This is a genomic window from Kangiella sp. M94 (assembly GCF_054926195.1).
Genome location: NZ_CM142903.1, coordinates 2353240 through 2379069 on the forward strand (window position 1 = coordinate 2353240; position 25830 = coordinate 2379069).

Sequence of the window (25830 nt, forward strand, 5' to 3'; positions counted from 1 at the left end):
GTCCCTTAACTATTTTTCTGCGGCATGTTCTTTTAGCGTTAACTGAATCTGGGTACCTTTTGCCAACTGGCTATCAATTGAAATTTGCCAATTCATCTGATCACAGATTCGCTTCACAATGGACATGCCAAGCCCAAAGCCTTTGACCTGCTCCTGGTCACGATTCGCCCGATAAAATGGTTCGAAAATCCGCTGCAGGCTATTCTCATCCATACCAATACCGGTATCCGACACCCTGACAAAGTTTCGACCAATAAAAACTTGGATGGAGCCCTTTTCCGTATAGTTGAAAGCATTCAAAATAATGTTGTTCAAACATATAACCAATAAACGCTCGGAGATACGCATTTTAAGTTGAATATTGCTATGCAGACTGGTGGTGATTTGTTTGTCAGGATAAAGGCGCTCGATGGCGTTCAGCTGATGCTTAACAATGGCATTAATATTAAGCGGTTCTTCCGAAATATCAGGCTCCTGGTTTCTGGACAGCAAGAATAACGCTTCAAGCAGATCCTCCATCTCTTTAACCATTGGCTTCATGCGCAGAACAATTTTCTGCTGAGACTGGTTGAGCTGCTGCTTTTCCAGCAAAGATATGGAGCCTTTTAAAACGGCCAGCGGCGTTCTTAATTCATGACTGGCATAGCGTGTAAAATTTTTCTCACGTGTAACGTACTCATTAACACGTTCAGCATACTGATCAAATGCCTGTAATAAAGTCATTACTTCAGCATCCGCATTCTTCTCTATTTCGGTGAAATCCAACTTCAAATCAGATCGCTCAGATACTTCTACACTGTCCATTAAGCGCGATAATTTAACGACCGGAGAAATAGCACGTCGAGAAAGCATGTAGGTAATCCACGCTGGAAGATAAATAATCAACAGGACGAAAGCGAGTGGTGCGATACCAAAGTAAAAAGACAGCCGCGCCACCTGGCCTTCTTCAAATACCAAATACAAACGCTTGCCATGTTTTTCAGAAATATGAACAAGCGGCTGCCTGTTGTCCACATCGACTCTTTGATAACCAACCTCTAAAACTTCTAGATAATCAGGCACCTCTTCTGATGAATCGCTGGAAGACATATAACCGGTAAGGTTCAAGGTGTTAGGTAGGTTAAAATTTGGGTTTTGTTGATAGTTGGTCCAGAAAAATTCTGCTTCGCCTTCTAGTGCCTGCTTGATCAGAACATTTTCTACCACTTTTGCAGCGCCGTAGACACCTAATAAAGTCACCGCGCTAATCAGCAATAATTGTATTGCCATCGCCTTGATGATTTTATAATGTATGCCGCGTCGCTTTTGACTCATTGGAATATCCGTTTAACCCTAGGTTTGATTCGTTTAATTATTATTCAGCCATTGAGTAGCATTGTACAAAGCGCCTTACTCTGAACAAACCGTTTATCTATTAATCAAGCAGCTATCGCTTAACAAATCTGTAGTGCGCCACCATCCACTCATTTCCATCAGCATAACCAAATAATTCAGCACAAGCCATAAAGAAAATGCGCCACCGATGAAACCAGACTTTGCATTCATCTTTGCCATAAACTGTCTCAAATAACGGCATGACTTGCTTTTGATGCTGGTCCAGATTTTCGAGCCAGGCATTTGAGGTCTTCTCATAATGCTTGCCGTTGACTAACCAACGCCTTTCGAGCTGTAGCTGTTGCTGGAAGTTCAAGAAAGTATCAGCAGCGGGCATTTGACCACCACTAAAAAAGTAACGGCCCATCCAGTTATCATCCCCATCTTCTAAAAAAGGGTACATTAGATAACGGTGACAAAACACGTGTAAAAATACTTTGCCATCATCTTTGAGCCATTGGCTAATTCGTGCAAAAAGCACATCATAATTTCTGACGTGCTCAAACATCTCAATTGAAATGATCCGATCATACTGACGCCCCGGATCAAACTGATTAATGTCCTGCGTCATGATAGTGATATTGTTTAAACCACGCTCTTTAGCCTGCTTCTCAATATACTCACGTTGCGAGTTAGAGTTTGATACCCCTGTAATCGTACTATTAGGATACTTAGATGCAAGAAACAAGGTTAGAGAACCCCAGCCACAGCCTAACTCTAGAATATCCTGCCCATCAACAAACTCTCCACGCTCAGCATACAGCTCCAGCATCGCCAGCTCAGCTGCCTCTAGGTCATTAACACCTTGTGGCCAATAAGCACTACTGTACTTGAGATTTTTACCTAAAGCGTAATGATAGAACTCTGAGGGAACTTCATAGTGTTGCTCATTGGCTTTGTCGGTTTTAATCGCCACCTCGGAAGCTTTCAGTTCCTGTAAAAATTCATGGTGTCGCTCTGCCTGAGCTTCGCAGTCAAACGCTGACTCTTCGGTCAATCGTTGCTCACAAAGCTTCCGGATCCCCAGTCGCACCAGACGATCGGGTAATAATCCTTTTTCAATTAAGTTAATAGCTTGTGCAATCATATAGTTCTCCACCATCAGCCGCTACTGGGCTTTATTAGCACTTGATTTTATAGGTCCCAAAAGAAATTTATTGGTCTTTTTCTGATATGCTCGATAATCATCACCTTTGCTACGAATATTTTGCTCTTCATTAAAAGGAATACCGGTCAACTTCAATAGAAAAAATAGCATTAATATCGGGTAGATAAATAGCAACCACCCTTGCTCGGCATGCCAACCAATTAGCGGATAAGCAAACCAATGAGTCCATTCAAAGAAATAGTTTGGGTGACGCGAGTAGCGCCAAAAGCCGATATTACAGACTTTGCCTTTAACATCCTTTCTACGTTTGAACTGTCGCAACTGATAATCAGACAGAGTGACACCGATAAATGAAATAACCGCTACGCCAATTCCTAAGCCATCAAACATATCCATGCTGTGACTAGCTGAAGCAACAATATAAACGGGGTAACTAAAGGCAAATGCCAGCCCAGCCTGGAACATGAAAAAGATAAACAATTTTACCTGGGTATTGTCCGACCAATGCTTTCGCAACTGTTGGTAACGTCCATCTTCGTGATCGACCTGATAGCGATCGATTAGGTGCCAAGCTAAACGTGTATACCAGGCAATCGGAATCAGTAATACAACATAGCGATGGAAACTATTACCCGTTGCCATCCAGACATAAATCAGACCACATACGACAATTAACAGTGCCCAGGTGATATCCACAATATCAGTGTTCTTGGTATGCCATTGCCACAACCAAGCCGCAGCCTGTCCTACAACGCACAAAGCAATTGCAATCAGTACAGCGGTATCTAATTCCATGAGGCTTCTCTTTTTCCTGCCTGATGTTCTTTATAGCTTGACGACTCTCCAAAAATGGTGATGAGCATAACCATGACCAAAGTCCATCCAGCAGCCAGTGCTGCTAATGCCAACACCGGTTGATTCAATGTCACCGCACCAAACTGTTGTGCAGCCAGATATGAAACTGGCCCACCAATCGCTCCCATCAAAACCCCAATAGCTTTATAGTCAAAAATCCAGGATAGAGAATGATTAATGGTTAATCCAAAAGCAACCCACAGCATAATAATCCAGATCGGAGCCATAAATGAATAGGGCCATTGCATCTCATAACTAATCAAACCTAATTGCAACCAGACACTATCAAGAATCAGGCCCAAAGCCATTAAGGTCAGAACAATGGTTATATCATTAGCTTTACGATTGACCGGGTGTAATTGCCACAACAAAAAGGCCAACAAAAGACCGGCACCCAGCCAAATATGCTGATAAACAACGCCAACAACCAACGCAAACCATACTGTTTGCAGCAGCACAAAGTTTAATACTTTGTTTAACTTTGTAAGGCTAACCATTGCTGCCTCTTATTGGTTGGTTTGGCAAACAGTAGATGCACATCGCTAATAGCTTTCTCAAGAAAACCACCTTCGCAGTAACAAAAATAGAAGTCCCACATTTGAGTAAAAGACGAGTCAAACCCTTGCGATTTCACTTGCTCAATATTACTAAAGAAACGTCTGCGCCATTCGTTCAATGTTTTGGCATAACTGTCGCCAAAATCTTCCAGGTTAATCAATCGCAAATCGGATGCTTGTTTTGCAGTATCAACAATAGCCGACACACAGGGGATAAAGCTACCAGGGAAAATATAGCGCTTAATGAAGTCCACCGACTTAAGCGCCTGCTTGTAGCGAGAGTCTTCGATAGTGATTGCCTGAATTAAGGCCATACCGTCCGGCTTTAATAAATCACTACACTTTTTCAGGTAAGTGTCCAGATATTGGTGCCCTACTGCTTCAATCATCTCAATCGATACCAACTTGTCGAACTGGCCTTTTAAGTTACGATAGTCTTCTTTAAGCACAGTAATGTTGCTTTCCAGTCCTTCTTCTTTAACTCTTTTCTTGGCGTGTTGGTATTGCTGCTCTGAAATAGTCGTGGTCGTGACATGACAGCCATAATTTTTGGCAGCATAAATCGCAAAACCACCCCAGCCTGTTCCAATTTCAACCAACTTATCATTAGCATTTAAATCTAATTTTTCACAGATTGTTTTTAGCTTAAGCTCTGAGGCTTTCTCTAAAGTGTTCGCCTTTTCTGTGAATATTGCCGAGGAATACATCAGGTGTTTATCAAGGAATAGCCTAAAGAAGTCATTGCCAAGATCATAGTGAGCGGAGATGTTTTTGCGGCTACCCTCAACGCTATTGCGATTAAAAAAGTGCCATAACTTAAGAGCACTATTCTTTAACCAGGCAAGGCCACCTTCCATTTCATCCAGTATATGGCGGTTAATCACTAATATCCGAACCAACCCGGTGAGGTCATCAGTAGACCACTGTTCTTTCATATACGACTCTGCGGCACCAATGCTGCCATGCATGGCCACTTGTCGATAAAAATCCAGTTGCTTAATGTTCAGAGTCACACAAAGATTTGATTTCGGGCTGGCAGCCCCGCAAAAATATTGACCTAGTGAGTCATTAATAATGATCTGGCCGCCCTTGATTCGGTTCAGTGTTTTCAGCACCTGATTTCTTATCAAGCGCTCGAAACCCGAGGCCTTTTTATTTTCAGACAAGGCTAGCTCAACAGACTCGCTCTGCTTTTGCCTGGTTGTTACTGCCTGTTTTTCAGTAAAATCATTCACGACCTGTTGTCCTCTTACCTATTATCCGATTTTGGCTGGCCCTTGTGTGACTCTTTGCCACCTTGAGGGTGGGGCACAAAAGGAATCTTTTTTAACCATAACTTAAATGCTTGCCAATAAATTCCTGCCATCATCTTTAGTGGCTGAAAAGGCCTTTTTAAGACAAGACTGCGCATACTGCTTTTCGTTAATGGTATGAAGTCAGCTGTGAAGGTAGCGTCAAAGAATTTGTGATGAGTGTTCTTCTGGTTGACGACCATATGGATCCTTAGCTCATCATCTTCAACTTTAAACAGCCATTGATAGTGCATGTCCATGGTCAAAAATGGTGATATATGGAAAGCTTTATCAAACTCGAACTTATACAGGTTGCCTCCCTGTTTGCCTTCATTGCACTGGTGAAGATAGGTATGACGTTCTCCCCATGGGGTATTGGTTATCTCCGATAAGATGTATTTTAATTCGCTATTTTCAACACAAAAATAAAAGCATACTGAGTTGAAATTAAAACCGAGGTATCTAAGGTGTGATAATAGAAACACCTGTCCCTTGAATGCTTTACCGGTTCTCTCACGAATAGTTTCAACAATTGAATACTTGTTTAATACTGAAGAATTATTGCTTTGACCAAGATTAAAGTTCTGATGAAAGTCTTTACTACGAAATGAAATCAGGTTCCATTTTTCGTAGGACCATAGCCTGCTTTTGCTGAAAGTTTCTGGAAGTTTATCCAGGTCCAATAAACTCCAATACATGTCATAGGTAAATTCATGCCGCTTGGGTCGATAACGACGGTGGCGAATCGAGCCGACAAAAAATCCTTGCTTAAGCATAACCGGCATCCTTCAGAAGTTGCTCCGCCGCCTCAAGTCCACTTCGTGCACCATCTTCATGAAAACCCCATCCCCAATAGGCGCCGCTAAAGTAACTCCGGTGGAGCCCTTGAATTAGTCCTTTGTTTTGCTGAGCATTAATGGTCGCCTGCGTATACACCGGATGATGGTAAGTCAATTGCTTCCATACCAAATCGGGGTTAACACGCTCCGCCATATTTAAGCTTACGATAACAGGAGTATCAGTCTCAAGCGACTGCAATAAATTCATATAATAACTTACAGTACACTGCTTGCTGGTTTTTTCATCGATCATGACATTCCAGCTAGCCCAGGCACGACGCTTGCTGGGTAGTAAACCAGTGTCAGAGTGCAGGGTGATTTGGTTTTCCTGATATTTAATTGAACCTAAAATTTCCTTTTCTTCATTACTCGGGCCTTCTATCATGCTCAATGCCTGATCGCTATGACAGGCAAAAATGACATAATCAAACTCCTGTTTTCCTTCAGCAGTGTGCAACCAGACTGTTTGATGATTTCTGATCACCTTGTTGATAGGACAGCTCAGCTTTACTTGAAAACCAGCGTTCTTTGCTACCGCATCAATATAGCTCTTGGAACCGCCTGCTACGGTTTTCCATACTGGACGGTTAAAAGCCTGCATCATCTGATGATTATTCATAAAGGCAACCAGATAACGAGCCGGGAAGTCTAAAATTAGTTCGCTATCACCAGACCATAAGGCACATGCCATTGGTAAAATATGCTCATTAATGAATTGCCGGCTGTAGTTATTTCGCTTGAGGTAATCGCCCAGAGTTTCGCTGCTCTCACCACCAAGTAGTTCACCCGCTTCACGATAGAACCGGAAGATGTCTCGTAACATGCGATAGAAGCTGGGACTGATCATATTTTTACGCTGACTAAAAAGCCCATTCAATGTACCGGCGTTATACTCAAGCCCAGTTAACTTATTCGATACAGCAAAACTCATATCGCTGTCTTTGTACGGCACCTGATATTTCTGTAACAGCCCGTCAAATACCGGATAGTTTTCCGGGTTGAACACAATGAATCCAGTATCTACAGCAATCGTTTTATGCCCGCCTTGTTCATCCTCGACATCAATCTGATGAGTGTCAGCATGTCCACCTAACTTTGCGGCGCTCTCAAATAAAGTGACATCCATATCGTAAGCCAGCCTTTCTGCAGCTGTTATTCCAGAAATGCCTCCGCCAATCACTGCCACCCTCATGATTTCGCCTTTGCCTTAATTAATTGCTTATCGGGATACTTCAGATCCCACACCAGACCGATTTTCTCCATACTTTTCAGCACATAATAACTCAAGTCCAGTTCCCACCAATAAAAACCCTGTTTAACAGAACCAGGACTAAAATGATGGTTGTTGTGCCAACCCTCTCCTAATGTGAACAAAGCTAATAAAAAATTATTTCGACTATCATCATTGGTTTCAAATCGCTTACTGCCCCAGCGATGCGCCAGTGAGTTGATACAGTAAGTCACATGCGATAATAGAATGGTTGAAATGAAAAACCCCCAAATCAGGATCTGCCATCTATCGGCTCCCAATTCGGGATGTAACTTTTCAAGATAAATCCCTAAACCAAAAATCATACCGGCAAATATAATCGGAGGGAAAATATCAAACCTGTCCAGCCAGCGAAGCTCCGGATACTTTGCCAAGTCCTTCACTCTCTGCTCCTGAGTTGGAAAGTTCTTTTTATTGAGGAACCACAGCATATGACTTTTCAAAAAACCATGCCTAGGCGAGTGTACATCTTCTTCGGTATCTGCATGAATATGATGATGACGATGATGAGCGGCCCACCAAAGTGGCCCGCGCTGGGTAGCTGACGCACCCAAAAATCCAAACAGAGCTTGCACCCAACGATAGGTCTTAAAGCTTTTGTGCGAAAAGTAACGATGATAAAAAGCGGTAATAGCGAACATGCGCACCAAATAGGCTAGCACACAGACTATGATTGCAATCCACGACACGCCTGTAACAAAGGCAAATAAGCACACTAAATGCAAACCGATATAAGGAATAACCCTTGGCCAATCGACGCCTTCTATTTGTTCTGGCTGACCTGTCTGGGTACTGATTTGACTGTTATCAAACCACTGTTTCATTTTCATATTTAAGCTACTTGGCAATTTCGCTCATCCTATGTCCTTTCTTGTGAAATCCGTGTGAATCGATCCTATCTAATTGGCCATTCTTCTTCACATAATCTTTACGAGCCCGGCAGTACAGTGGCAGCATGGTTTCACTTTATCAGTGCTCTATGACAATTTCCCGTTATTTACTATATTCTGCTATAGCCATAACTTTTTCTGGATGTAGCCATTCGAGGAGCGAGATGAATAATCAACGCGTAGAAGATTTTTTGCAGGTTGCCAGTAAAATGCCACCCACTGAAACCGTCGAATCACCAGATAAGGCCTTTTTAACTCTGTTTGGTGATTTCAAAGCCGGCACTAAAGAAGACATCATTCGTCAACTGTATGCTGAAACCTTCTATTTCAATGATACTTTTAAGACTTTCGGCCATATCGACGAACTACTCAAGTACATGCCAGAAACTGCCGATGCTACAGAGCTGACTACGGTCGAAATTATTGATGTAGCGAAATCAGATACAGACTATTACCTGCGCTGGGTAATGCACATGAAGTTCTCTGCCGCAGGTAAAAAAATTGATTCTAAGTCTATTGGCATGACCCAGCTTCGTTTTAACGAGGAAGGTAAAATTGTACTTCATCAAGACTATTGGGATGGTGCCGAAGGTTTTTATTCACGCTTACCAATAGTGGGGTTCTTTGTTAATTATGTCCAAAACCGCCTCTAAGTATTCACCAGTTTCCCCAAAGCTGCTCAACCTGGCTTGGCTGCTGTTTGGCTTTTCATTGCTCATCATATCTGGCTCCGTTCAGGCTAAGCTTGAAGCTCAAGTGAGTCATCAGCAAACCGACTATCAACTGTGCGCCAAGCAACGAGTAACCAAAGCCTTATTCTTTGATGTGGTCGACGTCGGTGTTTATTACCCCAATTGCGATCAAGCTGATAATGTCTTTGATTCACAACCCAAGCTTTTACGCTTTTCTTATCTGCGTGAGGTAGAAGGTGTTCAGTTAACGGAAGGCGCGGATGATTTCCTGGAAGACAACCTGACCGACACCGAAAAAGAAACCTGTATGGTTGCATTTAAAGACTTTAATACTATTTATCAGGATGTTGCAGACGGTGATTACTACGATCTGTTTGTGACACCAGACCAGGGTATCACTCTACAGCTTAATGAGTCCCAGCTTGCCGAACTTAACAAGCCCGACTGTGCAGTACCTTATCTCAATATTTGGTTTGGTGCGGAATCGATGGATGATGACTTTAGCGAGCTGCAGGATAAAATCAAATCCCTTAACTGAGATGCAGCAGGGACTGCTAACTCAATAGTTCCAGTGCAGTCTTTCTTGCTGATTTGTAATCAATGATTGGCTCAGGGTAGCCCAGCTCTTTACGTTGCTGGCTCGTTGGGAAGTGGATATCTTTATCGCTCAAACTTGCCAGCTCAGGCACTAACTTCCGAATAAATTTCCCTTCCGGATCAAATCGTTGCGACTGAGTAATAGGGCTCATGATTCTGAAATAGGGAGCACCATCGGCACCGGTCGATGAACACCACTGCCAACCGCCATTGTTTGAAGCAAAGTCACCATCAATTAAATGACGCATAAAAAAGGTTTCCCCTTCTCGCCAATCAATCAGGCACAACTTGTTTAAAAACATGGCCACGTTCATGCGTAAACGATTATGCATCCAACCAGTTTGCAGAAGCTGTCGCATGGCTGCATCGATTAATGGAAAACCAGTTTCACCTTTACACCATTTAACAAACAACTCATGTTGACCATTCCAAACTTCTTTGGCGTCACTTTTAAAAGGCCGGTGATGGCTAATCTGCGGATTATCAATGATGATCTGACGGTAGAACTCACGCCAGATTATTTCTGACAACCAGGTGTCTTGATAAAAAGCTTCCTGATTACCTTCGTGCCACTCTAGCAATGCTTCTATACATTGCCGGGCTGAAATAGCACCAACCGCCAAATAGGGCGATAGCATGCTGGTCCCTTTGACTGAGGGAATATCCCTGCGTTCCTTGTAATAGCCAGCTTTTGGCAAGAACTCATTCAATTTTTCTCGTGCAGCCTTCTCACCTGCTGGCCACAAGTCCCCTCGATACTCTTGTTCAAAGTCATAATCATGCTGTCGGTCAATCTTGAAGTCCTGTTTATCAGGCGCTGGAAGTGGAGCTATGCCTTGCGTCTTATGAAACTCAATCCAGGCTTTTTTGTAAGGGGTAAAAACTTTGTAAGGCTCCCCCTTACCTGTGCTGACACTATTAGGCGGAATAATCACATCACCGTCGAAGCGACTTACTTTCAATCCTTTTTCCTGAAGCAGCTGCTCCAATTGGTCGTCGCGCTTCTTTTCATTTAATGGATATTCGTTATTAAAATATACTCCAGAAGCTTTAAATTCTTCGACTAACTGTTCTACTTTCTCCACTGACTGCTGATAGTTTTCCACCTTAAAACTGTATAAAGGAATGTTCAGTTTATTCAGCTGTTTTCGCAACTCTTTAACCGTATCATTAATAAAACCAACTTTGCACGGAGCATCATTATGCGCCACCCGTTGCTCAACGGGCTCAAGATAAACACCTATCACGGTACCCTGTTCTGCGGCATAAAAAAGAGCAGGGTTATCACCTACTCTTAAATCATTTCTAAACCAGACTAAGTTAATGTCCTTGCTCATCGCGACGGCGCTCATAAATAGTTTCGCAATCCTAGCTCCAAAGGATGAGGATCAAGGTAAGCCTGTTGCTTGATATATTCGGAGCCAAATTGAGTCAGGTAGTGATTAATCAATGTTACTGGAACAACCAATGTGACCAGGCCTTTTCGATATTGCTCTATCACTTTCACCAACTCCTGTTTAGCTGCTGAAGTCAGGTCTCGTTTTAAATATCCCAAAATATGATAGAGCACATTGGTATGTGACTTACTAGATGCTACTTTCTTTAGCGTTTGCATCAAGGTGTCTTCATACTCTTTTAACAGCTCAGTAATTTCTTTCTGTTCAGTATTTGCGACCAGGCGTCCAAGCTCCTTATAAGCCTGATAGCTATGTGCCATCACCAGGTATTTATAGCGGCTGTGGAAATCAATCAGTTTCTTCATGCTCGGCTCGCCCATAACAGACTGCTTCCAGTCATGATAGGCAAACACTCGGGTAATAAAGTTTTCCCGTAATTTGGGATCTTGCAAGCGACCTTCTTCTTCCACCGGCAGGTTAGGATGCAGTTTCATAATTTCATCAATATAGACACCACGGAAGGACTCACCGGCAGGGTTGCCGTTCTCATGATAGACCTTGACCCGCTCCATGCCACAGCTGGGAGAATTTCGGATGACAACATAACCACAGGCATCATGAATCTTTGGTAAGGTCTTGTGCGCATAGTCTCGCAACTCATCGGTCACATCAAGCCTATGGTCATCGACTTTTTTCACTCGAATATCTTCTCCGACACGCACTAAATGGATCGGAGGCCTTGGCGTAGGCAATCCGATGCCCATTTCGGGGCATACGGGTGTGTACTCAAACCAATCGCTGAGTACATTCAAACAGTATTTTGACTGCTTATGTCCGCCATCAAATCGCACTTTATTGCCGAGCAGACACGAGCTTATGGCTATCTTAATTTTGCTCATTTTTGGATTATTGCTAACTCCGTGTGAAAAGGCTGTGAAAACTTACAAGTGTCACCCTTTCTCCTAACTCATATCAATCCCATTACCTAGTATTGCTACAATCAGATTAGCATCAAACTATTGTAGCCACAAAAAAAGGCCTCGTAAGAGACCTTTTTTATTTGTTTATTAAAGCTAAAACTAAATATATAAAACCTCGGCAATTTCGTATTCAACACTGCCTTTTGGCGTTTGAATATTGGCTATATCACCTTCTTCTTTACCAATCAAGCCGCGCGCAATTGGCGAGTTAATGGAAAGTTTGTTTTTCTTTATGTCCGCTTCGTCATCACCCACAATTTGATATTGAACCTCATCAGAATTGTTGTCATCCATATTAATCAGGATAACGGTGGAACCGAAGATTACCTTGCCATTGTTGGTTATCTTAGTGATATCAACAATTTGAGAGTTAGATAGCTTAGCTTCGATTTCCTGAATGCGACCTTCAATAAAACCTTGTTGCTCGCGCGCAGCATGATATTCAGCATTTTCTTTCAAATCACCATGCTCACGTGCTTCAGCGATGGCCGCAACAACTTGCGGCCTTTTCACTTTTTTAAGCTCATTTAATTCAGTCTGAAGTGCCTCGGCACCTGCGACTGTCATTGGAACTCGATTCATCGTTCATCAACCTGTGTATGTAGTTCTTGCACTGAATATATCTGACTACGACCATTCTCTTTCATTGCTGCGCATGACGCAACAGCGCCGGCCAATGTCGTTGTGTATGGCACCTTATGTTGCAATGCACTACGGCGAATCAAGAATGAATCTGCAATCGCCTGTTTGCCTTCAGTGGTATTGATAATGTAATCCACTTCACCGTTTTTAATGTAGTCAACAATGTGTGGACGACCTTCAAACATCTTGTTGATACGTTGACATGGAATACCGGCTTCACGAATGGCTCGTGCCGTTCCGCCCGTTGCTAGCAACTCAAAACCTTGGTCTGCCAATGAACGAGCTACTGCCGCCAGACCATTTCTATCGGCTTCACGCACACTGATAATCACTTGTCCGGAATCCGGTACTGGCTGGCCGCCACCCAGTTTAGCCTTGTAGAAAGCATCACCAAATGTTTTGCCAACTCCCATCGCTTCGCCCGTTGACTTCATCTCAGGGCCAAGAATGGGGTCAGAACCCGGGAACTTGTTGAATGGGAAGACTGGCTCTTTAACAGAGAAGTAGCGAGGAATGATTTCTTTAGTGAAGCCTGTTTCAGCCAATGTTTTACCGGCCATTACTGACGCTGCCACTTTCGCCATCGGTGTGCCAGTTGCTTTTGATACAAATGGTACCGTGCGCGATGCACGTGGATTCACTTCAAGAATGAAGATTTTCTCACCTTGAATAGCAAACTGAGCATTCATCAAGCCACGAACTTTTAATTCTTTGGCCATCACCAACATTTGACGACGCAGTTCATCCTGCACTTCTTTGCTCAGGCTAAAGGGAGGGATTGAACAGGCTGAGTCACCTGAGTGAACACCTGCTTGTTCAATGTGTTCCATAATGCCGCCAATCAGAATGTTCTGACCATCAAAGATGGCATCCACATCGACTTCAATCGCATCATCAAGGAAGCGATCAAGCAATACAGGTGACTCGTTTGAAACGCTCACCGCATCGTTCATGTAGCGACGCAATTCCTCTTCGTTGTAAACGATTTCCATCGCACGTCCGCCCAAAACATAAGAAGGACGAACCACTAATGGATAACCAATCTCTTCAGCTAAACGCACACCTTCTTCCATGTTACGCGCGGTACGGTTTGGTGGCTGCAATAAGCCTAAACGGTTAATCGCACGTTGGAAACGCTCACGGTCTTCCGCACGGTCAATCGCATCAGGCGAAGTACCAATAATCGGTACACCAGCAGCTTCCAGATCACGCGCCAGCTTCAATGGTGTCTGACCACCATAGTGAACAATCACGCCTTTCGGCTTTTCGATATCGACAATCGCCAACACATCTTCAAGCGTTAAAGGCTCGAAGTACAAGCGATCTGATGTGTCGTAATCGGTCGAAACCGTTTCCGGGTTACAGTTAACCATGATGGTTTCATAACCATCGTCACGCATCGCAAAAGCGGCGTGAACACAGCAGTAGTCAAACTCAATACCTTGACCGATACGGTTTGGACCACCACCTAAAATCATGATCTTGTCGCGATCCGTCGGATTCGCTTCGCACTCTTCTTCATAGGTTGAGTACATATAAGCAGTGCTGGTAGCGAACTCTGCCGCACAGGTATCCACCCGCTTGAATACTGGAGTTACACCAAGTTCTTTACGAAGTTTGCGAATCTCTTTTTCACTGGTGGCAAAGATATCGGCCAGTCTTTGATCGGCAAAACCTTTACGCTTTATTTGACGCATTAAGTCTGCATCTAAGTCAGAGAAAGATTTGTCTTTTAAGCTTTCTTCGATTTGAATCAGCTCTTGAATCTGAATCAGGAACCATTTATCAATTCCAGTCAGTTCAAACACTTCATCCAATGACAAACCTCTGCGGAAAGCATCCCCGATGTACCAGATACGATCAGAGCCAGGTACACGCAAGTTTTGGCGGAGCGTATCAACCCAGCTTTCATCATCATCGGCCAACTTTGGTTCAAAACCCGATGAACCAACTTCTAATCCGCGAATTGCTTTTTGGAATGATTCCTGGAAGTTACGACCAATCGCCATCACCTCACCCACCGACTTCATCTGGGTAGTTAAGGTCTTATCAACATTCGGGAATTTTTCAAAGTTGAAGCGAGGAATTTTGGTTACGACGTAGTCAATACTTGGCTCAAACGAGGCAGGTGTTTTGCCACCGGTAATTTCGTTTTGCAGTTCGTCCAAGGTATAACCCACCGCCAGTTTCGCTGCCACTTTTGCAATCGGGAAGCCGGTTGCTTTAGAGGCTAGCGCTGATGAACGTGATACACGCGGGTTCATCTCAATAATGGTCATGCGACCATTTTCAGGATTGATTGCAAACTGCACGTTTGAACCACCGGTTTCAACACCAATCTCGCGTAATACTGCAAGCGATGCGTTACGCATGCGTTGGTATTCTTTATCGGTCAGAGTTTGCGCTGGTGCAACCGTAATCGAGTCACCAGTATGCACACCCATTGGGTCAAAGTTTTCGATAGAACAGATAATGATGCAGTTGTCGTTCTTATCACGAACAACCTCCATCTCATATTCTTTCCAACCGATTAATGATTCATCAATCAACAACTCATTAGTTGGCGACAAATCCAATCCGCGCAAACAGATTTCTTCAAATTCTTCTTTGTTGTAAGCGATACCACCACCGGTACCACCCATAGTAAAGGAAGGACGGATAATACATGGGAAGCCGACTTCTTTTTGGACTTTCCAGGCATCTTCAAGGCTGTGTGCAACCTGCTGACGAGGCTGGTCAAGACCAATTTTTGACATCGCTTTAGCGAACAACTCACGGTCTTCTGCTTTGTCGATAGCTTCGCGAGTCGCGCCAATCATTTCTACACCGTGGATTTCTAAAACACCACGTGAGGCCAGATCAAGTGCACAGTTCAATGCAGTCTGACCACCCATGGTGGGTAGAATCGCGTCTGGCTTTTCCTTTTCGATAATTTTGGCAACCACTTCCCACTGAATCGGCTCGATGTAGGTCACATCTGCCATATTAGGGTCAGTCATAATAGTTGCCGGGTTAGAGTTCACCAGAATGACTCGGAAACCCTCTTCACGCAAAGCCTTACAGGCCTGAGCGCCGGAATAGTCGAATTCGCAGGCCTGACCAATAATGATTGGGCCAGCGCCTAAAATCAGAATACTTTTAATATCAGTACGTTTTGGCATGTCTCAATCGTCTCCTAAGCTTTGTGTTGTTCCATCAATTCAATGAAGTGGTCGAACAATGGTGCAGCATCGTGTGGACCGGGACTTGCTTCAGGGTGACCCTGGAAGCTAAACGCAGGTTTATCCGTACGCTTGATACCCTGTAGGGTGCCATCGAATAGGGAACGATGAGTTGCTTTTAAATTATCCGGTAACGATTTCTCGTCTGCCGCAAAACCGTGGTTCTGGCTGGTAATCATTACCGTGCCATCGGCTACGTCTTGCACAGGATGGTTGGCGCCGTGGTGGCCAAACTTCATCTTCGCCGTCTTGCCGCCGCTGGCCAGAGCCAACAACTGATGACCAAGACAGATACCGAACACTGGAATATTGGTTTCTAGAACTTCCTGAATCGCTTTAATAGCGTAATCGCATGGCTCCGGGTCGCCTGGGCCATTGGATAGGAAAACACCATCAGGATTCATCGCCAGAACTTCGCTGGCAGGAGTCTGTGCTGGCACAACCGTTAAGTCACAACCGCGCTCAACCAGCATTCTCAAAATATTGTGTTTAGCACCAAAATCGTAAGCAACGACTTTGAATTTTGCTTCTTTGAGTTTGCCGTAGCCTTCTTCTAAAGACCAGGTGCTGTCTTGCCATTGGTAGCTTTCCTTGGTGGAAACTACTTTAGCTAAGTCCATTCCTTTCAAACCAGGGAATTCTTTAGCCAGCTCTAATGCTTTATCCGCATCCGGCGCTTCACCAGCAATGATACAACCACTCAAAGCACCTTTGTCACGTAAGATTCTGGTTAAGCGACGCGTATCAATATCAGCAATAGCAACTTTCTTATGACGCTTTAAATAGTCTGATAAAGACTCTTCGCTGCGATAATTGCTGTGTAATAAAGGAAGGTCTCGGATAATTAATGCTTCAGCCCAAATATTGGTCGATTCAACATCTTCGGAATTGGCACCGGTGTTACCGATGTGGGGATAAGTGAGGGTTACCATCTGCTTAGCGTAGGAAGGGTCAGTCAAAATCTCCTGATATCCTGTCATGGCGGTATTAAAAACCACCTCGCCTACTGCATGTCCTTCGTAACCGATTGAAACTCCATGGAAAACACTACCATCTTCAAGAACTAAAATGGCGGGCTGCTGGGCGGGTCTTAGCAGCTGTTGAGACTCTTGTTCTAACAAAGAAACCTCCATTTTTTTTAGGCGCAAAAAATTTGGGCTCAGAAATATGAGTCCAGCAAATTGTTCACTTAGTGGAATTTTGGCAAATTCTGCGCATTATAATGGAAATGGCTTTTGATGTCTATTTAAGAGGGGCTTCGCTCTGTGCCTTAAGTACCAATCTAAATACAGCACAGCGGTTCCTTTTTAATCCTTGAAGTCTAGCCAGACCCATATAAGCTCCTCTGTCACCTAGCGCAATCGCCTTCAAAAAGTTGTATTTAGCTTTATTTAGATCTATATCAGTTCCTAAACCATCTAAATAACACAGACCGAGATGATGAAATCTAAGAGAGTCTCTAACTCCTCTTGCCCGAATTAGGTATTTAAATCCAACTTCGGGAGAGCTATCTTTAATTTCTTGATTCATGTGCATAACCCCAAGGCACATCAATGATAGCTCGCACTGATATGTCTCTCCTTGCTTGAAATAGGGTAACGCCTTGTGTTTGTTTAAGTCAGAGTCATTTTGAGTGTAAAAGAAATATCCGATCAAACCATCACAAAAATGCCCTCTTTTATGTAACTCCATTAATACACTCAAAGCCCTATTAATATTCCCCTCATTTGTAGCTTCTGATACTAACAACCATAACTCATCATCATCTCCAATGATTTGATCCGGTTCTGCTTTACTATTAATGGCTTGCAATTCATGACTTTTCCGAATCATCTGTGTATGCGTAATCACTTCTAATTCAGGTCTATGCTCTTGCATAAACTTTACAAAATCTCCATCGCTACAACTGTTGTAGGGTATCTCTGCCGTATATTTACCACCGCTTTTTTTATAAATGATCAATTGTATTCCTGAGTCATCATTAAGCTCAGTTTCTATTGTTTTAATATCGGCAATGGAAACTTTATCTCGCATAATCAAGCCACGATACGTTACAAAAGTATCTTTATCGATTCTCACCATTGGTAATCGAGATTTTATAATTATATAGATCAAGAAAGATAAAATTGGGATCGTGTATAAATAAAGGAATGCAGTGCTTGCAAGAGGGTCTCCCTCAAAAAGCCACTCAAGAACTGTTTTAATAATAACAATAAAAAGCCAATACAATATTGCAGCAATGATTAATTGAAACAGAAACTGGGCATCTAGTAAGGATGTATTTTGGGTTTTCCCGTTAGGGTATAGGTAGTATCTCAAGGCTTTTATTTTTTTCTTTTTGAAGGTTATTCATTATACAAAAGAAAAAGGGCGGATAAACCGCCCATTTTCAATTGGCCTCATGCCCCTTAGGTGCTCCCTGCTACTTCCTTGTGTCACCATGTCCTTCGGTTAGATTTCCTTACGTGCGTCCCTTGCACAGTTGTTAATCTACTCTTTTTTGAGTCAATAACAACAAGGCCTGACATAACGTCAGGCCTGCATTAAATATAAAACTCTTTTTAAATCAATCAACTAGATAAAATCTGTAGCGAAAAAAGCACTTTTTCTGAGCGATCTTACGGCGCTAGATTACAGATCCTTGCGAGATCTCTTACAAACACCATGGACGATCTCTTACACGCAATGCACATATGATTGAACACTTTTTGAACAATGTGGTTTTTAACCGTTTTTGAGTCCTAAAACATCCTGCATATCGTACAATCCAGCAGGTTTTCCCAGTAACCATTTGGCAGCTTCAATCGCTCCCTGCGCAAAACATTCCCTTGTTTGTGCCTCGTGGCGTAGCGTGACCAGCTCACCATTTAAAGCAAACACTACTTCATGGGTACCAACAATGTCACCGGCCCGCATGACTGAAAAACCAATGGCTCCAGATTTTCGCTCGCCAACTCCGTGACGCGCCCATTCAGCCACCTCATTCAAATCATGCCCCTGAGTATCTGCAACAACTTCGCCTAACGCCAGGGCTGTGCCTGATGGTGAGTCTTTCTTGTATTTATGGTGAGCTTCGAAAATTTCGATGTCCGCTTTATCTCCCAGTAATGTCGTTGCTTGCTTGACCAGACCCAACAGGCTGTTAACACCCAGGCTGTAGTTGGCAGCAAACACAATCGGAATCGATTGTGCAGCTTCACTAATTTTTCCCTTCTGCTCTTCACTAAAGCCTGTAGTGCCTATTACAACCGGTGAGTTAGCACTTACCGCATGAGCCAAAGTTTCAATGGAATGATCCGGTAAACTAAAATCAATCAGAACCTTTCGCTCATTCAACGTAACCGATAAATCATCGCCAACAAAGACACCTTGCGGTTCCATACCTACCAGATAGCCAATATCCGTACCCAGCTTTTTATGTTGCTCGCGCGCCATGGCGCCGACAATTTCAACCTGGTTATCGTTAATAGCGACTTTCAGTAATTCCTGTCCCATTCGTCCGGTGCAGGCATTAATTACAATTGGAGTCATTTACAAGTTGTCCTATAAATTAGTGCATTCTGTTAAGGCAAGGCGCCTTCTTCTTTTAATGTTTCTGCTATCTGTTCCGCTAACACTCGATAGCCTTGTGCGTTCAGGTGAATTTGATCCGACTTATACTTCTTAGTTTTCAATAAATCGGAAATCACTCCGCGCATGTAAGCAACTTCATGCTCTTCAGCAAGTTCATCATAAAAGCCTGCCACCGATGAGAAAAGATTTTTCTCCGGAACACCCATCAATAGCACCTGCACATTATGCTGTTTAGCAATATCAATCATCTGCGCCAGATTTTGCTTGGTTTGGTTTTGATTCTGGTTACGCAGAATATCATTACCACCTTCTAGCAAAATCACCAGCTCCGGATTGTGTTGCGTCAACACATCCTTAAAACGTGCCAAGCCCCGATCCGTGGTTTCACCTGAAACGCCCGCATTGATCACTTCCAGCCCTGTAATGATGGCTAACTGGCTTGGGTAGCTGGCCGCTTCGGAGGCGCCAATCCCTTCAGTCAAACTATCACCAAAAGCCACAATGGTTGCGTTCGAACTTAACGGTTTTAGCTTTGGGTCACTGCAGGCAGTTAATAATAAACTGCCCACCAGCAATAGGGTTACATAGAGGTATTTCTTTAACTCAGCCATTAGGCTTCATCTCTCTTTTTCAGTAGCTTAACAAACCATACCACTAATAATGAGAATGAAATTGCGCCGAGGATCATCGCCATCACATCGCTACCAATCCAGCCGGTACCTATACCATCCGGCTTTCTGCCTTCAACAAAAGCCATGGCAGCAATCGCGACACCGAGCAAACCTTCACCACCAACAAAGCCACTGCCCAGCAAAATACCTTTCTCGCGGCGACTTTCTTTGACATCCTCTTTTTTGGTTTTTGACTCAACCCAGTGGCGAATCAAACCACCAATTAGAATTGGCGTCATAGTTGAAAGTGGTAAATAAACACCTACCGCAAAGGGTAGCGACGGGATTCTCACCAGCTCGCAGACAATCGCAATACCAACTCCGATTGCCACCAGCACCCAAGGCAGGTTTTGTTCAAGCACGCCATCAATAACCAGCTTCATCAAAGTTGCTTGCGGCGCAGGCAATTCTTTGCTGCCGAAACCAAAGGTTTCCGCCAGTAACAATACTGACAGGCAAACAAATGTCGCCGAAGTCAAAACACCAATCAACTCAGCCATTTGTTGCTTACGTGGCGTTGCCCCTAGCAGATAACCACTTTTTAAATCCTGCGAGGTATCACCCGAAATAGAAGCTGCAATGGCTACCACACACCCAACAATCAGAGTCGCCGCTTTACCGCTGGTATCAGTCCATCCCATCGCAAGGAAAATAGTCGCAGTACCCAGCAGGGCTGCGATGGTCATGCCTGAGGTCGGGTTTGAAGTCACCCCCACTAAACCAACAATACGTGCTGCTACTGTGACAAAAAAGAACGCAAAAACGGCAACACAGATAGCCGCTAGCAAGCGCGTATCAATGCCCCCGACAGCACCAAACACTCCCGGCACAAAAGTCAGCATTAAAATGACAGCCAATATGCCGAAGAATACCACTTTAATCGGTAAGTCCTGATGGGTTCTTGGCTCAACGGTTTTATGTTGCTTATCTTCATGTACTTCCTGTTCGACTGTTTTGGCAATCGTCTTGGCGCCAACCTTGAAGCTTTGAACCATCACCGGAACACTTTTGATTAAGGTGATAATACCCGCAGTGGCTACTGCACCCGCACCGATATAACGGACATAACGTGACCAGATTTCGCCGGTGGACATATCCGATATCAGTTTTACCGTTTCAGGAAAGAAAGGCGTTGTTTGTCCATCACCCCAGTAGGCAATGGCTGGAATAATAATAATTGCCGATAAAAGACCACCGCCCACCATCACCCAGGCAATACGTGGTCCTAAGATGTAACCCACGCCAAACAGAGCGGCGGAAAGATCGACGCCGAGCACACCTTTTTTAAGGAAAGGAATTTTAACGGCAGCATAATCTGGGATGACTTTAATCCATGAGGTCAGCGTTTTAAAAAGTGCCGCCACCCCCATACCATAAAAAATATACTTAGCTTTATTGCCACCAACTTCATTGGCGACCAGTACTTCCGCACAGGCGGTGCCCTCCGGATAAGGTAACTTGCCATGCTCACGCTCAATCAAAAATTTGCGCAGCGGAATCATAAACAGGATACCAATAACACCACCACTCATTGCCAGAATTGTCATCTGCAACAAGTCAGGAGCAACTCCCCACATAAACAAGGCAGGTAAGGTGAAAATCACACCGCTGGCTAGAGAGCTGGATGCTGAACCCGTGGTTTGCGCAATATTGGTTTCAAGAATGGTGCTGCCGATTCCGAACTTGGATAGGATCTTAAAGACCGCTACTGCCATCACCGCCACCGGAATAGAGGTACTGATGGTCAGGCCGGCCCGCAATCCCAAATAGGCATTGGCCGCACCAAAAATAATCCCGAATAATATCCCAAGGCCGACTGCCTTAAAGGTAAACTCTGCCATATCCTCTTCAGCAGGAACATAGGGCTTATAGGTTTCGCCTTCTTTTAAAGGCACATAGGCGTTTGCGTCCAGCCCTTTTTTTATTTCAGTGGTCAATAGAAACTCCCCAGTTTTTATCAGCAATATGCGCTATTAAATAGAGGGGGCTTACGCCTGTCAAATTATCGCTTGTACATTAGCGGCTATGTTTCAAGACCCTTTGTGATTGCTTTTCCAGCTGCTTATAGCCTTCAGTGGTAACCCATTCCAGGAACCTTTGGGAAATAGGCGATAGCTGTTTGTTTTCCAAATAGCCCAGATACCATTGTGACCGTATCGGCAAACCCGTTACCGGAAGCACTGACAAACCAGCATCTTCGCCATAAACCAAGGTGTAGGCTGACAAAATTGACACCCCAAGATCCGACATCACAGAATGCCTGATGGCCTCATTACTTTCGATGATCATTCGGGTATTGAGTTGTAGGTTTTTCTCCTCAAGAAATCGCTCGATTGCATAACGCGTTCCCGAACCGCGTTCGCGTAAAAGAAATGGCAACTTAAAGAACTGTTGCAAACTGATGCGTTTTTTCTGAGTCAGCGGATGTTGGTTGTGGGCAATGGCCACTAGCGGATTATCAAGGAACTTGATCGTCACCAAGTCAATCTCTTTGGGCGGATAGGTGAACACATAAAAATCATCAAGATTATCCTTCATCCGATCAATAATTTGCTGTCGGTTACCCACGCTGAAATTCACTTCCACATTCGGATACAGCTTACAAAATTCACCCAGCAAATGTGGAATAAAATATTTCGCAGTACTAACTACCGCGATGCGCAACTTGCCCGCCTCAAGCCCCTGCAAAGCATTTAAGCGCATTTCAAGCTGATCAAAACAATCGACCACGTCTTTCGCTGTCTTCAAGACTTCCAAACCGGCATCTGTAAACTGTAATTTTTTACCATGCTGCTGATACAGCGGCATACCAATCTTATCGGCTAGATTCTTCAACTGCATCGAAACCGTCGGTTGCGTGAGGTACAAAGCCTCCGAGGCAGCAGTGACCGAGCCGTGCTCTCTTAAAGCCAGCAAGATCTGTAATTGGCGCAATGTTCCAATCGAAGCCATATAGACATTCCTCTATATAAAGCTTAAATAAAATCGATTATACACTAACCTCCAGATTCTTATAATAGCGCCCAAATCTACCAACCCATTTGACACAATGTCGCTAAATCGTACTCAAGCTTTTGAACTCTTTACTTCATTAATGATTACGCTGATCGGCTGTTGCTTAGCCTATTTCGGATACAGCAGCTGGATGCTTGCCATAACAGGCGCAGCCCTATTTGTATTAAGCATTAGCCGAGTATTGCGCCGAAACAACCGCCGTAATAATACTGGTGAGGCCCAGCATGCAAATTGATATCGTTGTTGTCTTTTTTCTGCTGGGTTTTATAGCGACCTTCCTAAAATCGGATATTGATTTTCCGGAAGGTCTCTATAAAGGGCTGGTGCTATTCCTTTTATTGGCCATCGGCCTCAAAGGTGGTGCGGCTTTAGAGCAGTATTTTTCAGCGAGCCTGATCATTCAGGTCATTGCGGTACTGGCTTTTGGTTTTGTTCTTCCCCTGATCGCTTACCCGCTACTGCGTTATTTCGGCCTACTGGACCGCATTAATGCAGCCAACATTGCTGCCCATTACGGCTCGGTCAGTGTTGCCACTTATGCGGTGGCGGTGGCTTTTCTGGAAAGCAAAGGCATTGAATACGAAGCCTACTTTCCTCTGTTTGTTGCCATTCTTGAAGCGCCTGCAATTGCAGTTGGCATCATGTTAGCAAAGCGTCGCAAGAGCTCGGTCAATGTCAAAGGCCTGCTCCATGAATCGCTACTAAATCAAGGTGTATTACTACTGTTCGGCGGCGTTCTCATTGGCTGGTTAGCGGGCCCACAACAAATGGCTTCGATTGCTCCACTATTCAAAGATTTATTTCATGGCGCCTTGGCCTTATTCTTGCTGGCAATGGGTCAGATTGCTGCCCGTCAAAGCAAGCACCTCGTCGAGTACGGCACCTTTATCGCTACCTTTGGCATCTTAATGCCGTTAATCGGTGGCCTGCTCGGCGGCCTATTAGCCTGGTCATTCGGCCTAAGCGAAGGCGGCACATTATTGTTAACGACACTCGGCGCGAGTTGCTCTTATATTGCTGTACCTGCAGCCATGTCGGTTGCGCTGCCACAAGCCAACCAAGGAATTGCCATTACAGCCTCGTTAGGCGTGACCTTCCCATTCAATGTTCTGGTCGGCATTCCTTTGTACTACAACCTCATTCACAAATTACTTTTCAGTTAGGAGATTACTATGAGTTCATCTCAAGTCAGACCTAAGGTCAGCATCATCATGGGCTCGCAGTCCGATTGGAACAGCATGCAACACGCCACCACGGTACTTGATGAGCTTGATGTTCCATACGAGACCAAGATTGTCTCTGCCCATCGCACCCCAAATCGACTCTATCAATTTTGCGATGAAGCGGCTGAGCGTGGCATTGAAGTCATCATTGCCGGCGCTGGCGGTTCCGCTCACCTGGCAGGTATGGCAGCTGCCATGACCTGGCTACCGGTTATTGCCGTGCCTATGTCGAGTAAGCAGTTAAAGGGTATGGATAGTCTTCTGTCTATGGTGCAAATGCCAAAAGGCGTTGCCGTTGCCTGTCAGGCGATTGGCGATGCAGGTGCATTCAATGCCGGACTACTGGCCAGCCAAATTATATCTTTGCACGATGCCACTCTAAGAACGGCTCTACAAGAGTGGAGAGCTAACCAAACGGCTTCAGTTGCCGAGGAGGTATCACAGTGAGTTCAGCGAATGTAATCGACCTACTTAATTCAAACAGCTATAAAGTCGCAATTGTCGGCTCGGGTCAGCTGGCACGCATGATGGCGCTGGCCGGTATTTCCATGGGCTACAATTTCGCCTTTTTGTGCACTGAGCAGGATGACACCTCGGCGGTTCAAGGGTTAGGACACTTGGTTCAAACCGATTATGCCAAACTGTCTGCCAATGAAATCTATCTGCTGCTAGGTAAGCCAAATGTCATAACGGTTGAAAAAGAAGACCTGGATGTTGAGCTACTACGTGCCTTAAATGAGCTATGTCGGGTATATCCTAATCCTGATGCGGTAGAAATATCTCAGAACCGTCGCTCTGAAAAGAAGTTTATCGAGTCATTAGGATTTGCGGTAGCCCCCTGGGCGGCAACTGATCACGTTGAATCTTTAATGAATGCAGGCATTAAGCTTGGCTGGCCCTTAATCATCAAACGCTGCTCGACCGGTTACGATGGCAAAGGCCAATGGCGCGTTAACAATCTGCAGGAAGCATGCGAAGTTCTTGAAAAGGCAGCTCCTAAAGAAACTTTTATCACTGAGCAGATGATTGATTTTGATAAAGAAGTGTCTATCGTTTCTGCGCGCGACCAGCATGGCAATATCATGCACTACAGCCTGACTGAAAATGTCCATAAAGACGGCATCCTGCATTATAGTTTTGCGCCGGCCAAAGACGTCAGTGATGAAGTCATTGAACAGGCGCAAAAAGTAGCAAGTGCTGCACTTGAGAAGCTCGATTATGTTGGTGTACTGACTATTGAGTTTTTCCTCAAAGATGGGCAGTTACTCATCAATGAGTTCGCACCACGCGTTCATAACAGCGGACACTGGACACAAATTGGCTGCAACTCATCGCAGTTCCACAAACATATCCGCGCCATCAGTGGTCAGGCGATAGCTCAGGCACCTAATAAAGGCTATTCAGCCATGGTCAACCTATTAGGCAAAGCACCAATTGAAAAGCACCTGCTTGATGATGAGCTGCAAATTCATTGGTATAACAAGTCACTAAAGCCTGGCCGCAAAGTAGGACATATCAATATCAATGATATGGATGCAGCCAGAGTCGAAACCAAGCTTCACCAGACACTGCTTGATATTAACAACCCACAATCATCAATAAGTCAGACAGGTTAGTGGTTTCGGTGAGAATGT

Annotated in this window: 23 protein-coding genes; 5 read left to right on the forward strand and 18 right to left on the reverse strand. The window is 44.2% G+C overall.

The window, feature by feature from the left end:
* Nucleotides 1-9 precede the first annotated feature (9 nt).
* The 8 genes from ACYTXU_RS10875 to ACYTXU_RS10910 all read right to left on the reverse strand — a co-directional run bounded on the left by ACYTXU_RS10875 (nt 10) and on the right by ACYTXU_RS10910 (nt 8125).
* Nucleotides 10-1314: a sensor histidine kinase gene (locus ACYTXU_RS10875; protein ID WP_462206789.1), complete on the reverse strand. Its 1305-nt coding sequence runs from the start codon at nt 1312-1314 to the stop codon at nt 10-12.
* Between the two features lie 112 nt (nt 1315-1426).
* Nucleotides 1427-2461, reverse strand: a complete 1035-nt coding sequence (locus tag ACYTXU_RS10880; protein WP_462206790.1) for an SAM-dependent methyltransferase — start codon at nt 2459-2461, stop codon at nt 1427-1429.
* Between the two features lie 21 nt (nt 2462-2482).
* On the reverse strand, nt 2483-3277 hold the full coding sequence (locus tag ACYTXU_RS10885; RefSeq protein ID WP_462206792.1) for a DUF1295 domain-containing protein: 795 nt from the start codon (nt 3275-3277) through the stop codon (nt 2483-2485).
* On the reverse strand, nt 3268-3834 hold the full coding sequence (locus ACYTXU_RS10890; RefSeq protein WP_462206793.1) for a DUF2878 domain-containing protein: 567 nt from the start codon (nt 3832-3834) through the stop codon (nt 3268-3270). Before ACYTXU_RS10890 ends, ACYTXU_RS10885 begins: the two co-directional genes overlap by 10 nt.
* Nucleotides 3813-5129, reverse strand: coding sequence for a class I SAM-dependent methyltransferase (locus ACYTXU_RS10895; protein ID WP_462206794.1), 1317 nt, complete (start codon nt 5127-5129; stop codon nt 3813-3815). Before ACYTXU_RS10895 ends, ACYTXU_RS10890 begins: the two co-directional genes overlap by 22 nt.
* Nucleotides 5130-5143: 14 nt before the next feature.
* Complete coding sequence (locus ACYTXU_RS10900; RefSeq protein ID WP_462206795.1) at nt 5144-5962, reverse strand: DUF1365 domain-containing protein; 819 nt, start codon at nt 5960-5962, stop codon at nt 5144-5146.
* Nucleotides 5955-7217 carry an NAD(P)/FAD-dependent oxidoreductase gene (locus ACYTXU_RS10905; RefSeq protein WP_462206797.1) on the reverse strand — a complete coding sequence of 421 codons (1263 nt, stop codon included), beginning with the start codon at nt 7215-7217 and terminating at the stop codon, nt 5955-5957. Before ACYTXU_RS10905 ends, ACYTXU_RS10900 begins: the two co-directional genes overlap by 8 nt.
* Nucleotides 7214-8125, reverse strand: coding sequence for an acyl-CoA desaturase (locus tag ACYTXU_RS10910; RefSeq protein ID WP_462206798.1), 912 nt, complete (start codon nt 8123-8125; stop codon nt 7214-7216). Before ACYTXU_RS10910 ends, ACYTXU_RS10905 begins: the two co-directional genes overlap by 4 nt.
* A gap of 224 nt (nt 8126-8349) precedes the next feature.
* Between ACYTXU_RS10910 and ACYTXU_RS10915 the strand changes: the two genes are divergently transcribed.
* A complete protein-coding gene (locus tag ACYTXU_RS10915; protein ID WP_462206799.1) occupies nt 8350-8838 on the forward strand; it encodes a nuclear transport factor 2 family protein in 489 nt (162 codons plus the stop codon).
* Nucleotides 8819-9415, forward strand: coding sequence for a chalcone isomerase family protein (locus tag ACYTXU_RS10920; RefSeq protein ID WP_462206800.1), 597 nt, complete (start codon nt 8819-8821; stop codon nt 9413-9415). The genes ACYTXU_RS10915 and ACYTXU_RS10920 overlap by 20 nt, the downstream gene beginning before the upstream one ends.
* A gap of 16 nt (nt 9416-9431) precedes the next feature.
* On the opposite strand, the gene ACYTXU_RS10925 is transcribed toward ACYTXU_RS10920, so the two are convergent.
* The 10 genes from ACYTXU_RS10925 to ACYTXU_RS10970 form a co-directional block, all read right to left on the reverse strand.
* On the reverse strand, nt 9432-10811 hold the full coding sequence (locus tag ACYTXU_RS10925; protein ID WP_462206801.1) for a cryptochrome/photolyase family protein: 1380 nt from the start codon (nt 10809-10811) through the stop codon (nt 9432-9434).
* A gap of 11 nt (nt 10812-10822) precedes the next feature.
* Entirely contained in the window at nt 10823-11770 is a 948-nt protein-coding gene (locus tag ACYTXU_RS10930; protein ID WP_462206802.1) for a YbgA family protein, read from the reverse strand.
* Between the two features lie 180 nt (nt 11771-11950).
* Nucleotides 11951-12433, reverse strand: a complete 483-nt coding sequence (greA, locus tag ACYTXU_RS10935) for a transcription elongation factor GreA (protein ID WP_462206803.1) — start codon at nt 12431-12433, stop codon at nt 11951-11953.
* On the reverse strand, nt 12430-15654 hold the full coding sequence (carB, locus tag ACYTXU_RS10940) for a carbamoyl-phosphate synthase large subunit (RefSeq protein ID WP_462206804.1): 3225 nt from the start codon (nt 15652-15654) through the stop codon (nt 12430-12432). Before carB ends, greA begins: the two co-directional genes overlap by 4 nt.
* 14 nt (nt 15655-15668) lie before the next feature.
* On the reverse strand, nt 15669-16847 hold the full coding sequence (carA, locus tag ACYTXU_RS10945; protein WP_462209416.1) for a glutamine-hydrolyzing carbamoyl-phosphate synthase small subunit: 1179 nt from the start codon (nt 16845-16847) through the stop codon (nt 15669-15671).
* A gap of 109 nt (nt 16848-16956) precedes the next feature.
* A complete protein-coding gene (locus ACYTXU_RS10950) occupies nt 16957-18033 on the reverse strand; it encodes a tetratricopeptide repeat protein (protein ID WP_462206806.1) in 1077 nt (358 codons plus the stop codon).
* Between the two features lie 405 nt (nt 18034-18438).
* A complete protein-coding gene (dapB, locus tag ACYTXU_RS10955; protein ID WP_462206807.1) occupies nt 18439-19245 on the reverse strand; it encodes a 4-hydroxy-tetrahydrodipicolinate reductase in 807 nt (268 codons plus the stop codon).
* 32 nt (nt 19246-19277) lie between these two features.
* Entirely contained in the window at nt 19278-19898 is a 621-nt protein-coding gene (locus tag ACYTXU_RS10960) for a GDSL-type esterase/lipase family protein (protein WP_462206808.1), read from the reverse strand.
* Nucleotides 19898-21895, reverse strand: a complete 1998-nt coding sequence (locus ACYTXU_RS10965) for an OPT family oligopeptide transporter (protein WP_462206809.1) — start codon at nt 21893-21895, stop codon at nt 19898-19900. The genes ACYTXU_RS10960 and ACYTXU_RS10965 overlap by 1 nt, the downstream gene beginning before the upstream one ends.
* 79 nt (nt 21896-21974) lie before the next feature.
* Nucleotides 21975-22910, reverse strand: coding sequence for a LysR family transcriptional regulator (locus tag ACYTXU_RS10970; protein ID WP_462206810.1), 936 nt, complete (start codon nt 22908-22910; stop codon nt 21975-21977).
* A 287-nt stretch (nt 22911-23197) separates the two neighbouring features.
* Here ACYTXU_RS10970 and ACYTXU_RS10975 point away from each other — a divergent pair, with 287 nt between their 5' ends.
* Genes ACYTXU_RS10975 through ACYTXU_RS10985 form a run of 3 tightly spaced genes read left to right on the forward strand, consistent with a single transcriptional unit; the run spans nt 23198 to nt 25812 of the window.
* Nucleotides 23198-24136 (forward strand): sodium-dependent bicarbonate transport family permease, encoded by a 939-nt coding sequence (locus ACYTXU_RS10975; protein WP_462206812.1) that lies wholly within the window; start codon nt 23198-23200, stop codon nt 24134-24136.
* Nucleotides 24137-24145: 9 nt separating this feature from the next.
* Nucleotides 24146-24643 carry a 5-(carboxyamino)imidazole ribonucleotide mutase gene (gene purE, locus ACYTXU_RS10980; protein ID WP_462206813.1) on the forward strand — a complete coding sequence of 166 codons (498 nt, stop codon included), beginning with the start codon at nt 24146-24148 and terminating at the stop codon, nt 24641-24643.
* Complete coding sequence (locus tag ACYTXU_RS10985; RefSeq protein ID WP_462206815.1) at nt 24640-25812, forward strand: 5-(carboxyamino)imidazole ribonucleotide synthase; 1173 nt, start codon at nt 24640-24642, stop codon at nt 25810-25812. Before purE ends, ACYTXU_RS10985 begins: the two co-directional genes overlap by 4 nt.
* The last annotated feature ends 18 nt before the right edge of the window (nt 25813-25830 follow it).

Coding starts and splice junctions, on each gene's coding strand:
- ACYTXU_RS10915 (WP_462206799.1), top strand. CDS start 8,350: ATGAATAATCAACGCGTAGAAGATTTTTTGCAGGTTGCCAGTAAAATG.
- ACYTXU_RS10900 (WP_462206795.1), bottom strand. CDS start 5,962: ATGCTTAAGCAAGGATTTTTTGTCGGCTCGATTCGCCACCGTCGTTAT.
- ACYTXU_RS10885 (WP_462206792.1), bottom strand. CDS start 3,277: ATGGAATTAGATACCGCTGTACTGATTGCAATTGCTTTGTGCGTTGTA.
- ACYTXU_RS10910 (WP_462206798.1), bottom strand. CDS start 8,125: ATGAAAATGAAACAGTGGTTTGATAACAGTCAAATCAGTACCCAGACA.
- ACYTXU_RS10905 (WP_462206797.1), bottom strand. CDS start 7,217: ATGAGGGTGGCAGTGATTGGCGGAGGCATTTCTGGAATAACAGCTGCA.
- ACYTXU_RS10960 (WP_462206808.1), bottom strand. CDS start 19,898: ATGGCTGAGTTAAAGAAATACCTCTATGTAACCCTATTGCTGGTGGGC.
- carA (WP_462209416.1), bottom strand. CDS start 16,847: ATGGAGGTTTCTTTGTTAGAACAAGAGTCTCAACAGCTGCTAAGACCC.
- greA (WP_462206803.1), bottom strand. CDS start 12,433: ATGAATCGAGTTCCAATGACAGTCGCAGGTGCCGAGGCACTTCAGACT.
- ACYTXU_RS10970 (WP_462206810.1), bottom strand. CDS start 22,910: ATGGCTTCGATTGGAACATTGCGCCAATTACAGATCTTGCTGGCTTTA.
- ACYTXU_RS10930 (WP_462206802.1), bottom strand. CDS start 11,770: ATGAGCAAAATTAAGATAGCCATAAGCTCGTGTCTGCTCGGCAATAAA.
- ACYTXU_RS10890 (WP_462206793.1), bottom strand. CDS start 3,834: ATGGTTAGCCTTACAAAGTTAAACAAAGTATTAAACTTTGTGCTGCTG.
- ACYTXU_RS10880 (WP_462206790.1), bottom strand. CDS start 2,461: ATGATTGCACAAGCTATTAACTTAATTGAAAAAGGATTATTACCCGAT.
- ACYTXU_RS10975 (WP_462206812.1), top strand. CDS start 23,198: ATGCAAATTGATATCGTTGTTGTCTTTTTTCTGCTGGGTTTTATAGCG.
- purE (WP_462206813.1), top strand. CDS start 24,146: ATGAGTTCATCTCAAGTCAGACCTAAGGTCAGCATCATCATGGGCTCG.
- ACYTXU_RS10920 (WP_462206800.1), top strand. CDS start 8,819: ATGTCCAAAACCGCCTCTAAGTATTCACCAGTTTCCCCAAAGCTGCTC.
- carB (WP_462206804.1), bottom strand. CDS start 15,654: ATGCCAAAACGTACTGATATTAAAAGTATTCTGATTTTAGGCGCTGGC.
- ACYTXU_RS10875 (WP_462206789.1), bottom strand. CDS start 1,314: ATGAGTCAAAAGCGACGCGGCATACATTATAAAATCATCAAGGCGATG.
- ACYTXU_RS10925 (WP_462206801.1), bottom strand. CDS start 10,811: ATGAGCAAGGACATTAACTTAGTCTGGTTTAGAAATGATTTAAGAGTA.
- dapB (WP_462206807.1), bottom strand. CDS start 19,245: ATGACTCCAATTGTAATTAATGCCTGCACCGGACGAATGGGACAGGAA.